Source organism: Agromyces sp. MMS24-JH15, assembly GCF_043518605.1.
Lineage (GTDB): Bacteria > Actinomycetota > Actinomycetes > Actinomycetales > Microbacteriaceae > Agromyces.
Window position 1 is genome coordinate 2,511,286 of the sequence record NZ_CP171358.1, and the last position, 13,669, is coordinate 2,524,954.

General features: G+C 73.5%; 11 protein-coding genes and 1 tRNA gene. 9 read left to right on the plus strand and 3 right to left on the minus strand.

Features of this window, described 5'->3' with window-relative positions; genetic code table 11:
* Window positions 1-6 precede the first annotated feature (6 nt).
* Both ACDF64_RS11370 and ACDF64_RS11375 read right to left on the minus strand, forming a co-directional pair.
* Window positions 7-79, minus strand: a tRNA-Arg gene (locus tag ACDF64_RS11370).
* Between the two features lie 45 nt (window positions 80-124).
* Entirely contained in the window at window positions 125-754 is a 630-nt protein-coding gene (locus tag ACDF64_RS11375; RefSeq protein WP_394551357.1) for an iron ABC transporter ATP-binding protein, read from the minus strand.
* A gap of 38 nt (window positions 755-792) precedes the next feature.
* Between ACDF64_RS11375 and argS the strand changes: the two genes are divergently transcribed.
* The 9 genes from argS to ACDF64_RS11420 all read left to right on the plus strand — a co-directional run bounded on the left by argS (window position 793) and on the right by ACDF64_RS11420 (window position 12,898).
* Window positions 793-2,466, plus strand: a complete 1,674-nt coding sequence (gene argS, locus ACDF64_RS11380; protein WP_394551359.1) for an arginine--tRNA ligase — start codon at window positions 793-795, stop codon at window positions 2,464-2,466.
* Between the two features lie 87 nt (window positions 2,467-2,553).
* Complete coding sequence (locus tag ACDF64_RS11385) at window positions 2,554-3,339, plus strand: DUF2993 domain-containing protein (RefSeq protein ID WP_394551361.1); 786 nt, start codon at window positions 2,554-2,556, stop codon at window positions 3,337-3,339.
* A gap of 148 nt (window positions 3,340-3,487) precedes the next feature.
* Window positions 3,488-4,957, plus strand: coding sequence for a diaminopimelate decarboxylase (gene lysA, locus ACDF64_RS11390; RefSeq protein WP_394551363.1), 1,470 nt, complete (start codon window positions 3,488-3,490; stop codon window positions 4,955-4,957).
* The gene (locus tag ACDF64_RS11395; protein ID WP_394551365.1) at window positions 4,954-6,264 is read left to right on the plus strand and encodes a homoserine dehydrogenase; all 1,311 of its coding nucleotides are present in this window, start codon (window positions 4,954-4,956) and stop codon (window positions 6,262-6,264) included. The genes lysA and ACDF64_RS11395 overlap by 4 nt, the downstream gene beginning before the upstream one ends.
* Complete coding sequence (gene thrC / locus ACDF64_RS11400) at window positions 6,261-7,358, plus strand: threonine synthase (RefSeq protein WP_394551366.1); 1,098 nt, start codon at window positions 6,261-6,263, stop codon at window positions 7,356-7,358. Before ACDF64_RS11395 ends, thrC begins: the two co-directional genes overlap by 4 nt.
* Window positions 7,355-8,323, plus strand: a complete 969-nt coding sequence (thrB, locus tag ACDF64_RS11405) for a homoserine kinase (protein ID WP_394551368.1) — start codon at window positions 7,355-7,357, stop codon at window positions 8,321-8,323. Before thrC ends, thrB begins: the two co-directional genes overlap by 4 nt.
* A 279-nt stretch (window positions 8,324-8,602) precedes the next feature.
* Window positions 8,603-10,657 carry a transcription termination factor Rho gene (gene rho, locus ACDF64_RS11410; RefSeq protein WP_394555122.1) on the plus strand — a complete coding sequence of 685 codons (2,055 nt, stop codon included), beginning with the start codon at window positions 8,603-8,605 and terminating at the stop codon, window positions 10,655-10,657.
* A gap of 3 nt (window positions 10,658-10,660) precedes the next feature.
* On the plus strand, window positions 10,661-11,734 hold the full coding sequence (gene prfA / locus ACDF64_RS11415; RefSeq protein ID WP_394551369.1) for a peptide chain release factor 1: 1,074 nt from the start codon (window positions 10,661-10,663) through the stop codon (window positions 11,732-11,734).
* A gap of 213 nt (window positions 11,735-11,947) precedes the next feature.
* A complete protein-coding gene (locus ACDF64_RS11420; protein ID WP_394551371.1) occupies window positions 11,948-12,898 on the plus strand; it encodes a hypothetical protein in 951 nt (316 codons plus the stop codon).
* Window positions 12,899-13,080: 182 nt separating this feature from the next.
* Here the strand turns inward: ACDF64_RS11420 and epsC are convergent, their stop codons facing one another.
* Window positions 13,081-13,665 carry a serine O-acetyltransferase EpsC gene (epsC, locus tag ACDF64_RS11425; protein ID WP_394551373.1) on the minus strand — a complete coding sequence of 195 codons (585 nt, stop codon included), beginning with the start codon at window positions 13,663-13,665 and terminating at the stop codon, window positions 13,081-13,083.
* Between the last annotated feature and the right edge of the window lie 4 nt (window positions 13,666-13,669).

Here is a 13,669-nt window from a genome sequence, read left to right on the forward strand (position 1 = left end):
GAGACGTGCCCCCGGAGGGATTCGAACCCCCGACCTACGGTACCGGAAACCGGCGCTCTATCCCCTGAGCTACGGAGGCGCACAGCCAGCCACATTACCACCTCGCGGTGGTGCTCCCGACCGCTCAGGCAGGCGGCAGGTTGCCCATGACCGCCTCGATGAGCGGCGCTGCGTCGCCGGGTTCGAACAGGGCCGCGGACTCGACGACGATCCAGTACGGACCCGTGATGACCTCCGCGGTCCCGCCGCGTCCGGTGCTCGAGAAGTAGCCCTCGACGGCCGGCGGGGTGCCGTAGGTCGGCACCGCCGTGCGCGCGGCCGCGGCGGTGTTCGCGGCGGCCTCGAGCGGCTCGTCGCCCGGCTTCGCGACGGCGATCTCGATCAGCTCCCCGCTGGTCTGGTTGGTCCAGCCGCAGGCCGTGCCGCCCGCGTCGACGACGGCCAGGATCGTGGATCCCTCGGGCTCGTAGTCGGGCGCGACGCCGACGTTCGGGTTGAACGCGTAGACCTGCTCGGCGGTCAGCAGGGCATCGCACGCGATCTCGAAGGGCGTGGGCGCGGGCGCCTCGGGCGTCGCGGACGGATCCGTCGTCGCGGTGGCGCCGGGCGTCGCGGCGGACGTCGCGTCGGGCGTCGGCTCGGCGGTCTCCGCGGGGTCGGCGGTGCCGCAGCCGGCGAGCGCCGAGGCGAGGAGGACCGCGCCGAGCACGGGTGCGATGAGGGGGCGCCGGGGCCTGCGAGGGGAGCGGAGCATGGCGGAACCCTACCAACCACGGCCGGTAGGATAGGGCGGTGACTCCCGCCGATCTCTCGCGCACCCTGTTCGACCTCGTGACCGCATCGGCGGAACGACGACGCGCGGCGGGAGCGGAGGTCGTGCTCGACCTCACGCCCGAGCAGGTGACGCTCGAGCGTCCCAAGCTCCGCGAGCACGGCGACTGGGCCTCGAGCATCGCGCTGCGGATCGCCAAGCCGTTCGGCGCGAACCCGCGCGAGCTCGCGGCCGAGCTGGCCGAGGGGCTCGCCGCGGTCGACGGCGTCCAGAGCGCCGAGGTCGCCGGACCGGGGTTCATCAACATCCGGCTCGACGCCGCTGCCGCCGGCGCGCTCGCGAAGGCGATCGTCGACGCCGGTGCGGCGTACGGCCACGGCGAGACCCAGGCGGGCCGACGCATCAACCTCGAGTTCGTGTCGGCCAACCCGACCGGGCCGCTCCACATCGGCCACACGCGCTGGGCGGCGCTCGGCGACGCGATCGGCCGCGTGCTCCGCGCGGCGGGCGCCGACGTGGCGAACGAGTACTACATCAACGACGCCGGCAACCAGATGGACACCTTCGGCGACTCCGTGCTCGCCGCGGCGAAGGGCGAGCCGACCCCCGAGGGCGGCTATCCCGGGCAGTACATCGCCGACCTCGCCGCGCAGGTGCTCGAGCGCGAGCCGCACCTCCTCGACCTCGACGACGACGTCGCGCTGCACACCGCCCGCGAGATCGCCTACGAGCTCCAGCTCGCCGAGATCCAGTCCTCCCTCGCGCGCTTCAACGTGCACTTCGACGTGTGGACCAGCGAGCGGCGGCTGCACGCCAGGGACGACGAGGGCGTGTCGGCGATCGACGCGGCCGTCGAGCGCCTCCGCGCGCAGGGGCACGTCTACGACCTGGACGACGCCGTGTGGGTGCAGACCACCGACTTCGGCGACGACAAGGACCGGGTCATCCGTCGCGGCAACGGCGTCTACACCTACTTCGCCGCCGACGCCGCGTACTACCTCGACAAGGGCGACCGCGGCTACGAGCACAAGATCTACCTGCTCGGCGCCGACCACCACGGCTACGTCCACCGGCTGAAGGCGCTCGCGGGCGCCGCGGGCGACGACCCCGAGCGCGACATCGAGGTCCTGATCGGCCAGCTCGTGAGCGTGAACGGCGCGAAGCTGTCCAAGCGCGCGGGCAACATCATCGAGCTCGACGACCTGCAGGCCGACCTCGGCACGGACGCGCTGCGCTACACGCTCGCGCGGTATCCGGCCGACTCGCCGCTCTCGATCGACCCCGACCTCCTGAAGCGGCGGACGAACGACAACCCCGTGTTCTACGTGCAGTACGCGCACGCCCGCACGGCGGCGGTCGCCCGCAACGCGCTCGCCGCGGGCGTCGACCACTCCACGTTCGCGCCCGAGCTGCTCGAGCACGAGGCGGAGTCGGCCCTCCTCGGCGCACTGCAGGAGTTCCCGCGCGTGGTCGCGCAGGCGGCCGAGCTGCGGGAGCCCCACCGCGTCGCCCGGTACGTCGAGGAGCTCGCGGGCCTCTTCCATCGCTGGTACGACAACTGCCGCGTCCTCCCGCTCGGCGACGAGCCCGTCGGCGACCTGCAGCGCACGCGCCTGTGGCTGAACGACGCGACCGGCCAGGTCATCCGGAACGGGCTCCACCTGCTCGGCGTGTCCGCGCCCGAGCGGATGTGAGCGTCCGACCCCGCGCGCAGGCGATCGGGGCCGCGGATCGCCTAGTCTGATCGGACGCCGACGCGAACGTCGACTCCGAGGAGGGCCGTGGCCGACACGCAGGTGATCGATCCGTACGAGGATGCCCCGCCTCCGCGACGCCGCGGGCGAGGATGGCTCGTCGCGGGCATCATCGTGCTCGTCGTGGCGGCGCTCCTGGTCGTCGCCGACATCGTCGCGCGCGGCATCGTCGAGCAGGTCGCGGCCGACCGCGTCGAGCAGCAGCTGCCCGACGGGGTCGAGGGCGACGTCGACGTGTCGATCGGCGGGTTCTCGGTCCTCGCCCAGGCCGTCTCCGGCACCGTGTCGGAAGTCGTCGTGGATGGCCCGGACCTGACCGTGAACGGCATCCCGGTCGACGCCCGGCTCGTCCTCTCGGACGTCCCGGTCCGCCTCGACGGTCCGATCGGCCACGTCGAGGCGACGCTCGAGCTCAGCGAGGACGCGCTCAACGCCGCCGTGACCGATGCGGACGTCATCGGCGGCTTCGTGCTCGGCGACGGCGTCGTCGGTTACCGGCGCACGATCGAGGTCCTGGGCTTCGGCATCGAGTACTCGGCGACCGCCGAGGCCGAGGCGGCGGGCCCCTACGTGCTGCTCACCCCGACGGCGATCGAGATCGGCACCGCGGGCGGGCCCGGGATCGACGTCACCGACTTCGTGACGAACGCCGTGCTCGGCGGCGAACCGCTCACGCTCTGCGCGGCGAGCCGGCTGCCGGCCGGGTTCGACGTCACGGGCGTCGAGGTCTCCGAGGACCGGTTGGTGCTCACGGCATCGGCCGACGACGTCGTGCCCGATCGCGAGCACCTCGGCACGCGCGGATCCTGCTGAGCCGGCCGCCGCCGCGGATTCGGCGGCGTCGGCGCGCGCGGATAGAATCGGCGGGTCCGCTTCGCCGGACTCGCACACGGCTTCAGGAACCGATCCGGGTTCGCTCGCCGACGCGTGTTCCCATGACCCCCAGTCCCTCGAGGTCCCCGTGGCATCTGCATCCGCCGTCCCCTCGGTCCGACCTGCGCCCGCGGACCCGAACACGCTGAACCCGGCCGTGTGGCCCGAGCACGCCGGGCGCGACGCCCGCGGCGTGCTCGTCGTGGGCGGAGTCCCCGCCGACGAGCTGGCGGCCGAGTTCGGCACGCCGCTCTACGTCGTCGACGAGGCCGCGGCCCGATCGCGCGCCGCACGACTGCGCACCGCGTTCGAGGCGGCCGCCGCCGGCATCGGAACCGATGTGACGGTCTATTACGCGGGCAAGTCGTTCCTCTCCGGCGCGGTCGTGCGCTGGATGACCGAGGAGGGCCTCGGGATCGACGTGTGCACGGGCGGCGAGCTCGCGATCGCCCTCGCGGCGGGCGCCGATCCGGCGCGCATGGGATTCCACGGCAACAACAAGTCGTCCGCCGAGATCGAGCGCGCCGTCGCGGTCGGCGTGGGCGCGATCATCCTCGACTCCGAGGCCGAGATCGACCGCGTGGCCGACGCCGCCGCGCGGGCGGGGCGCGTGCAGCGCGTCCGCCTGCGGGTGAACAGCGGCGTGCACGCGTCGACGCACGAGTTCCTCGCGACCGCGCACGAGGACCAGAAGTTCGGCGTCCCGCTCGCTCGCGCCGTCGAGTTGGCGACCCGCATCCGCGGCCGCGATTCGCTCGAGTTCCTCGGCCTGCACTGCCACATCGGCTCCCAGATCTTCGACGCCTCCGGCTTCGGCGAATCGGCCGCGCGACTCCTGGGCGTCCACGCCGAGCTCGTGCGGCTCGGTCCGGTGCCCGAGCTCAACCTCGGCGGCGGCTTCGGCATCGCCTACACCGAGGCCGACGACCCCCGCCCGATCGAGGAGATCGCCCTCGGCATCGCCGACCGCGTCGCGGCCGCGTGCCGCGACCTCGACGTCGCGGTGCCGAAGCTCGCGTTCGAGCCCGGCCGCTCGATCATCGGGCCGGCCGGCGTCACGCTGTACACGGTCGGCACCGTGAAGCCCGTCCCGATCGAGGGCGGCACGCGCACCTACGTGAGCGTGGACGGCGGCATGAGCGACAACGCGCGCACCGCCCTCTACGGCGCGGCGTACTCGGCCCGCCTCGCATCCAGAACCTCGGATGCCCCGCCCGCGCTCGTCCGCGTCGCCGGCAAGCACTGCGAGTCCGGCGACATCGTCGTCGACCAGGAGCACCTGCCCGCCGACGTCGCGCCCGGCGACCTGCTCGCGGTCGCCGCGACCGGCGCCTACTGCTGGTCGCTCGCGAGCAACTACAACCACGTGGCGCGGCCCGCGGTCGTCGCCGTGCGCGACGGCCGCGCCCGCGTGATCGTCCGCGGCGAGACCGAGGCGGACCTGCTGGCTCGCGACCTCGGGCTCGACGCGGCCCAGGACGCCGGACACGGGGCATCCGTCGCGGCCGGCGCACCGGCGCCGACCGTCTCGACCGCTGCAGAGGGAGCCGCCGAATGATCGAGTACCGTCCCATCCGAGTCGGCCTGCTCGGTGCGGGTTCCGTGGGCTCGCAGGTCGCCCGGCTGCTGCTCGAGCACGCCGACGAGCTCGCGAACCGCATCGGGACGCCGCTCGAGCTCGTCGGGATCGCGGTGCGGAACCTCGACGCGAAGCGCGACGCGGACCTGCCCGACCGCTTGTTCACGACCGACGCCGAGGCGCTCATCCAGGGGTCGGACGTCGTCGTCGAGCTGATCGGCGGCATCGAGCCGGCCCGGTCGCTCGTCCACCTGGCGATCTCGTCCGGCGCCGACGTGGTCACGGGCAACAAGGCGCTGCTCGCCTCGCACGGCCCCGAGCTCTTCGCCGCGGCCGAGCAGGTGGGCGCCCAGCTGTCGTACGAGGCCGCGGTCGCCGGGGCCATCCCGATCATCCGTCCGCTGCGCGAGAGCCTCGCGGGCGACCGGGTCGACCGCATCCTCGGCATCGTGAACGGCACGACGAACTTCATCCTCGACCGCATGGACTCGACCGGCGCCTCCCTCGAGGACGCGCTCGCGACCGCGACCGAGCTCGGCTACGCCGAAGCCGACCCGACCGCCGACATCGGCGGCTACGACGCGGCGCAGAAGGCCGCGATCCTCGCGAGCCTCGCGTTCCACACGAGCGTGCCCGTCGAGGCCGTGCACCGCGAGGGCATCACGGGCGTCACGGCCGAGCAGGTCGAGTCGGCGCGCGCCGCGGGCTTCGTGGTCAAGCTCCTCGCGATCTGCGAGCGCCTCGCCGACCCCGAGACCGGCCAGGAGGGCGTGTCGGCCCGCGTGTACCCGGCGCTCGTCCCGCGCAGCCACCCGCTCGCGGCCGTGCACGGCGCGAACAACGCGGTGTTCGTCGAGGCGGCCGCGGCCGGCCCGCTCATGTTCTACGGAGCCGGCGCCGGCGGCGTGCAGACCGCGTCCGCGGTCCTGGGCGACCTCGTCGCGATCGCCAGGCGGCACGTCATCGGCGGCCCGGGCACGAGCGAGTCCACGCACGCCGACCTCCCGATCCTGCCGATCCGCAGCATCACCACGCGCTACTCGATCACGCTCGAGGTCGTCGACGAGCCGGGCGTGCTCGAGGCGATCGCGCACGTGTTCGCCGAGCACGGCGTGTCGGTCGAGCAGCTCGCGCAGACCGCGGGGCCGGCCGGCTCCCGGGCTACGCTGGTGATCGGCACGCACGTGGCGGCCGAATCCGCCCTCGCCGACACCGTCGCCGCCCTCGCGAAGAGCCCAGTCGTGGCGTCCGTGGCATCCGTCCTCCGAGTCGAAGGAACAGTGTGAACCAGCCCACCCCCAAGCCGAACTCGCGCCAGTGGCGCGGGGTCATCCGCGAGTACGCCCACCGGCTCGACGTCACCGACGCCACGCCGATCGTCACCCTGGGCGAGGGCGGCACGCCGCTGCTGCCCGCGCCGGCGCTCAGCCGCCGCACGGGAGCCGACGTCTGGGTGAAGTTCGAGGGCATGAACCCGACCGGCTCCTTCAAGGACCGCGGCATGACGATGGCGGTCACGAAGGCCGTCGAGCACGGCGCGAAGGTCGTCATCTGCGCCTCGACCGGCAACACGTCCGCCTCGGCGGCCGCGTACGCGACCCACGCGGGCATCAGCGCGGCGGTGCTCGTGCCCGAGGGCAAGATCGCGATGGGCAAGCTGAGCCAGGCGATCGCGCACAACGGCCACCTCATCCAGGTGCGCGGCAACTTCGACGACTGCCTCGACATCGCGCGCGAGCTCGCCGCGAACTACCCCGTCCACCTCGTGAACTCGGTCAACAACGACCGCATCGAGGGGCAGAAGACCGCGGCGTTCGAGGTCGTCGAGGTGCTCGGCGACGCGCCGGACCTGCACTTCATCCCGGTCGGCAACGCCGGCAACTACACGGCGTACACGCGCGGCTACCGCGAGGACCTCGCGGCCGGCAACTCGACCCGGATGCCCCGCATGTTCGGGTTCCAGGCCGCGGGCTCCGCGCCGCTCGTCCGCGGCGAGCCGGTGAAGGACCCCGACACGATCGCGAGCGCGATCCGCATCGGCAACCCGGCGTCCTGGGCGCTCGCGCTCGAGGCTCGCGACGAGACCGACGGCTACTTCGGCGCGATCGAGGACGCGAAGATCCTGGAGGCCCAGCGCATCCTCTCGGCCGAGGTCGGCATCTTCGTCGAGCCGGCCAGCGCCATCTCGGTCGCGGGCCTGCTCGAGCGCCACGAGGCCGGCCAGGTCCCGGCGGGCGCGCGCGTCGTGCTCACGGTCACCGGCCACGGCCTCAAGGACCCGCAGTGGGCGCTCCGCGGCGCGGACGGCCAGGACGTGCAGCCGACCGTCGTCCCCGTGGACGTCGCCGAGGTCGCGGCGGTCCTCGGGCTCACGTCATGAGCGCGGGCGGCGCCGGCGTCGTGCTCGACGCGCGCGAGGCGGTCGGCCTGGTCGGACGTCGCGTGCACGTGAAGGTCCCCGCGACCAGCGCCAACCTCGGCCCCGGCTTCGACACGCTCGGCCTCGCGCTCGCGCGCTACGACGAGCTCGAGGTCGAGGCGCTGCCCGCCGGCGAGATCGACATCACCGTGCACGGCGTCGGCGAGGGCGAGGTGCCGCTCGACGCGTCGCACCTCGTCGTGCGCTCGATCGCGCACGCGTTCGCGCGCCGCGGCGTCGCGATGCCCGGCATCCGCCTCGTCGCGCACAACAGCATCCCGCACGGGCGCGGCATGGGCTCGTCGGGCGCCGCGATCGTCGCGGGCATCATGGCCGCGAAGGGCCTGCTCGCCGGGATCGAGGAGTTCGGCGCCGACGACCTGCTCGAGCTCGCGACCGAGCTCGAGGGGCACCCCGACAACGTCGCACCGGCGCTCTTCGGCGGGCTCACGATCGCGTGGACCACGCCCGAGGGCCCGCGGCACAAGAAGCTCATGGTGCATCGGGGCGTGTCGCCGCTCGTGCTCGTCCCCGAGCACGAGATGTCGACCGCGCTCGCGCGGTCGCTCCAGCCCGAGTCGGTCCCGCACGAGGACGCCGTGTTCAACGTGTCGCGCTCGGCGCTGCTCGTCGCGGCCCTCGTGCAGTCGCCCGAGCTGCTGCTCGCCGCGACCGAGGACAAGCTCCACCAGAACTACCGTGCCCAGGCGATGCCGGAGACCGACCGGCTCATCCGGGTGCTCCGCGCGGCGGGGCATCCTGCGGTGGTCTCGGGCGCCGGACCGTCGGTCCTCGTCCTCGCGAGCGACCCGGCCGAGCGCGCCGACGCGGTGCGCATCGCCGAGGAGTCCGCGGAGACGCCGTGGCAGGCGCTCGCGCTCGCGGTCGACTTCCTCGGTGCGACGGTGGCCGACGTCGACGTATGACCCGCCGGGGCGGGAGTTGGCCGACGGACCATTCCTCGGTGTTAGACTGCTCTCGCACCCGGCAGTGGTCGCGGAGACCGCAGCACCGCCGCATCGTGTGATTCCCAGCACTTCATTGCTCTCGCCCCGCGCAGGTCTGCGCCCCATGGCGTTCTCGCCTGCGTCGCCCGGCGACCAGCTCTCCTGGACGAACCCCCTTCGTGCCAGGCGGAAGGACCATACCCAGTGACCAACGCACCCCATGTCGACGAAACCGTCGAGCGCTCGCGCCTGACGACCATGAAGGTCGCCGAGCTCGTCGAGCTGGCCGTCTCCCTCGGGATCTCCGGCGCCGCGAAGCGCCGGAAGGGCGAACTCGTGGACCTGATCTCCGAGCACCAGTCCGGTGCCGCGGCGGAGGCTCCGGCCGCCGCCGAGGCGCTCGAACTGCCGTTCGAGGCGGCTCCCGCGGACGAGGCTCCCGCCGAGGAGGCCCCGGCCGCCGAGGCGCCCGCCGAGCCCGCGCAGGCCGAGCCCGCGCAGGCCGTCGCCGAGCCGGTCGTCACCGCACAGGCCGACGAGGATGTCGCGCCCGTCGAGGACGCGCCGGCCGACGCCGCCCCGGCCGAGGCATCCGAGCCCGTCGCCCAGGCGCCGCGCCGCGGCCGTCAGCCGCGCCGCGCGACCAGCGCGTCGACCGCCGCCGCCGCGGCCCAGCACGTGAACGGCGGGGGTGCGGGCGTCCAGCTCGTCCCCGGCGGCGACGAGGCGGCCCGCGAGGCCGCGCGTGCCGCGGTCCGCGAGGAGCTCGCGGCCGCGACCGGCGAGGCCGCTCGCAGCGGACAGAACGGCACGGCCTCGACCGAGGCCGCGCCCGCCGAGGAGCAGCGCCCGAGCCGTCGTCGCCGCCGTGGCGGCGGTGGCGGGAACGCCTCCGCGAACGGCGACGCCCAGCAGGGCAGCCAACGCCAGGCCCAGGGCCAGGACGGCGCCAAGGCCGAGGCCGGCGAACGCGCGGCCGACGCCGAGCCCAAGGAGCCGCAGCCCCAGCGCCAGGCCCAGACGCAGGCGCAGGCGCAGCAGCAGGCTGCGGACGGCGAGGGCGGCCGTCGCGGCCGCTACCGCGACCGGAAGCGCCGCGGCCAGGGCCAGGGCGACGACATCGAGCCCGAGATCCTCGACGACGACGTGCTCATCCCGATCGCCGGCATCCTCGACGTGCTCGACAACTACGCGTTCGTCCGCACGACGGGCTACCTCCCCGGCCCGAGCGACGTCTACGTCTCGCTCGGCCAGGTGAAGAAGTACCAGCTGCGCAAGGGCGACGCGATCGTCGGCTCGATCAAGCAGACCCGCGAGACCGAGGCGAACAGCCGCCAGAAGTACAACGCGCTCGTGAAGGTCGACTCGATCAACGGGCAGACCCCCGAGGAGGCGGCCGCGCGCGTCGAGTTCCAGAAGCTCACGCCGCTGTACCCGCAGGACCGCCTGCGGCTGGAGACCGAGCCGACGAAGCTCACCCAGCGGATCATCGACCTGGTCGCCCCGATCGGCAAGGGCCAGCGCGGCCTCATCGTCGCGCCCCCCAAGGCCGGCAAGACCATCGTGCTGCAGCAGATCGCCAACGCGATCTCGATCAACAACCCCGAGGTCCACCTCATGGTCGTGCTCGTCGACGAGCGCCCCGAGGAGGTCACCGACATGCAGCGCACGGTGAAGGGCGAGGTCATCGCCTCGACCTTCGACCGTCCCGCCGAGGACCACACGACGGTCGCCGAGCTCGCCATCGAGCGTGCGAAGCGCCTCGTCGAGCTCGGTCACGACGTCGTCGTGCTGCTCGACTCGATCACGCGCCTCGGCCGTGCGTACAACCTCGCCGCCCCGGCGTCGGGTCGCATCCTCTCGGGCGGCGTCGACGCGTCGGCGCTGTACCCGCCGAAGCGCTTCTTCGGCGCGGCGCGGAACATCGAGAACGGCGGCTCGCTGACCATCCTCGCGACCGCGCTCGTGGAGACCGGTTCGAAGATGGACGAGGTGATCTTCGAGGAGTTCAAGGGCACCGGCAACAGCGAGCTGCGCCTGTCGCGCCAGCTCGCCGACAAGCGCATCTTCCCGGCGGTCGACGTGAACGCGTCGTCCACGCGCCGCGAGGAGATGCTGCTCTCGCCGGACGAGGTGAAGATCACCTGGAAGCTCCGTCGCGCGCTCGCGGGCCTCGAACCCCAGCAGGCACTCGAGGCCGTCCTCGGACGCCTCCGCGAGACGCAGTCGAACACCGAGTTCCTCCTGCTCATGCAGAAGTCCGCCCCGGTCGGCAACGGCCACGGGAACGGGCACGAGCACGAGCACCGCTGAGTCGTGTTCGAGACCGTCCAGTCGTTGATCGCGGAGCACGGCGAGCTCCAGAACGAGCTCGCCGACCCCGCGCTCCACGCCGATCCGGCGCGCGCGAAGAAGGTCAACCGGCGCTACGCCGAGCTCAGCCGCATCGTGCACGCGCACGAGACGTGGATCCAGGCGGGGGAGGACCTCGCCGCCGCGCGGGAGCTGGCCAAGGAGGACGATGCGTTCGCCGAGGAGGTTCCCGCCCTCGAGGCCGCGCTCGCGGAGTCGCAGGAGCGGCTGCGCCGGCTCCTGATCCCGCGCGACCCCGACGACGGGCGCGACGTGATCATGGAGATCAAGGGCGGCGAGGGCGGCGCCGAGAGCGCGCTGTTCGCGGCCGACCTGCTGCGCATGTACGTCCAGTACGCGCAGTCGAAGGGCTGGAAGACCGAACTCCTCGAGCGCGACGAGAGCGACCTCGGCGGCTACAAGAACGTCCAGGTGGCGATCAAGTCGAACGCGACGGATCCGTCGCAGGGCGTGTGGGCGCACCTGAAGTACGAGGGCGGCGTGCACCGCGTGCAGCGCGTGCCGGTCACCGAGACGCAGGGCCGCATCCACACGTCGACCACGGGCGTGCTCGTCTTCCCCGAGGTGGACGAGCCCGAGGAGGTCGAGATCAACCAGAACGACCTCAAGATCGACGTCTACCGCTCGAGCGGCCCCGGCGGGCAGTCCGTCAACACGACCGACTCGGCCGTCCGCATCACGCACGTGCCGACGGGCATCGTGGTGTCGATGCAGAACGAGAAGTCGCAGCTGCAGAACCGCGAGGCGGCGATGCGCGTGCTCCGCGCGCGCATCCTCGCGCGCCAGCAGGAGGAGCTCGACGCCGCGGCATCCGATGCGCGGAAGTCGCAGATCCGCTCGATGGACCGCTCCGAGCGGATCCGCACGTACAACTTCCCGGAGAACCGCATCGCGGATCACCGGACCGGGTACAAGGCGTACAACCTCGACGCCGTCATGAACGGCGCGCTCGACCCGATCATCGAGTCGGCGATCCGCATGGACGAGGAAGCGCAGCTGGCCGGCGACGAGGCGTAGGCGCGCCGCGCGCGGGCGCGGGCGCGCGACGCCTGCGGGCGTCCCGCGTTGCGCCACTTCGCGTGCGTTGCGCCACCCCGCGTGGCGCAACGCACGCGAACCGGCGCAGCGAGGCCGGGTGAGCCCTCCTTCCCAGGCAGGTAGGCGCGCCTGCGTGCCCACCGGTCGGGCGGGCGCGGCCGTGAGCGCCCGCGAACCCTCCAGGCTGGTCGGATGCCGCGCCCCGAGCTTCCCGCCGACCGCCACGGATTCGTGCGGGCGGACGTCGCGCGAGCGCGCGGGCAGTCGGCGCCGTTGCGGTCGGCGCACGCGGCGGGGGAGCTCGTGCGCCTGCGCCGGGGCGTCTACGCCGATCGCTCGGCCTTCTCCGGGCTGGCGCCCGTCGCGCGGCACGCGGAACGAGCCCGCGCCGTCGCCGCCCAGCGACGCGATCCGGTCTTCGCGGGCGTCACGGCAGCCGTGCTGCACGGGCTCCCCGTCGTCGGCCGGGTCCCCGAGGAGATCTTCGTCCTGTCCGGGACCGCCTCCGGGCGCCGTCGGAACGGCGTCGTCGAGCTCGGCCGTCGCGGCACCGAGACGGTCGACGAGGTCGACGGGCTCAGGCTCACGACGGTCGAGGAATCCCTGATCGAGGTGGCGAGGCGGATGCCCCACCTCACGGCCCTCGTGATGGCCGACGCCGCGCTCCTGGTCCCGCGATTCGGTGCCCGTGCGCCCCGGTGCACGCCGGAATCGCTCGCGCGGGCGTACCTGGAGCGGCTGCCGTTCCCGTCCAGCCGGCCGGCGGCTGCCATGATCGAACGGGCCGTGACCTGCGCCGAGACGCCGCTCGAGACGGTCAGCCGGGCGAGGCTGGACGAGTTCGGCGCGCCGCCGCCACGCCTGCAGGAGTCGGTCTCGCTGCCGCGGCTCGGGTCGACCGTGTTCCTCGACTTCGCCTGGCCGGAGCTCGGGGTCTGGGGTGAGGCGGACGGACGCGGGAAGTACGCCGGCGCCGGCTCGTCGGGCGACCCGCGCGAGGTGCTCCTCGCCGAAAAGCGCCGGGAGGACGAGATCCGCGCCGTGACCGGGTGGCGCTGCGTGCGCTGGGGGTGGGACGACGCGTGGCGCCCCGCGGCCTTCCGCGCCATCCTCGCCGCCGCAGGCATCCCGATGCGTCGCTGACCGGGCCGAGCGTCGCTGACCGGGCCGATGCGAGCCAGCGTTGCGCCACCTCGTGCGCGTAGCGCCGGCACGCGTGGCGCAACGCGCGCGAACTGGCGCAAACGCCGGCGCGGGCGCGGATCCGCGCGCGGATGCGGGCGCGATGCGCGCGCGGGGTACGCCGAGCCGGAGCCGCCGCCGCGTCAGATCACCCAGTGCCAGTCGTGCACGCCGCGCGCGGCGTCGGCCGTCGCGTTCGAGAGCGGCCGCACGGTCGCGGGCACGCCGACCACCAGCGAGTGCGCCGGAGCGGACTTGGTGACGACGGCGTTCGCGCCGACGGCGCTCCAGGCGCCGATCGTGATGTCGCCCAGGATCTTCGCGCCGGCCCCGACCGTCACGCCGTCCTCGAGGGTGGGGTGCCGCTTCGTCCCGGGCGGCGTGTTGCGCGGCGCCTTCCCGCCGAGCGTGACGCCGTGGTAGAGCATCACGTCGTCGCCGACGATCGCGGTCTCGCCGATCACGACGCCCATGCCGTGGTCGATGAAGAACCGCCGCCCGATCGTCGCGCCGGGGTGGATCTCGATGCCGGTCAGGAACCGGGCGAACTGCGACAGCAGCCGCGCGGGGAGCCGCAGGCCGGCGTTCCAGAGGCGGTGGGTGAGCCGGGAGGTCCAGATGGCGTGGAGCCCGGAATACGCGAGGAAGACCTCGAGACTGCTCCGTGCGGCGGGATCGTGCGCACGGGCGGTCGCGAGGTCTTCCTTCAGGCGGGTGAGGATCGGCACCCGA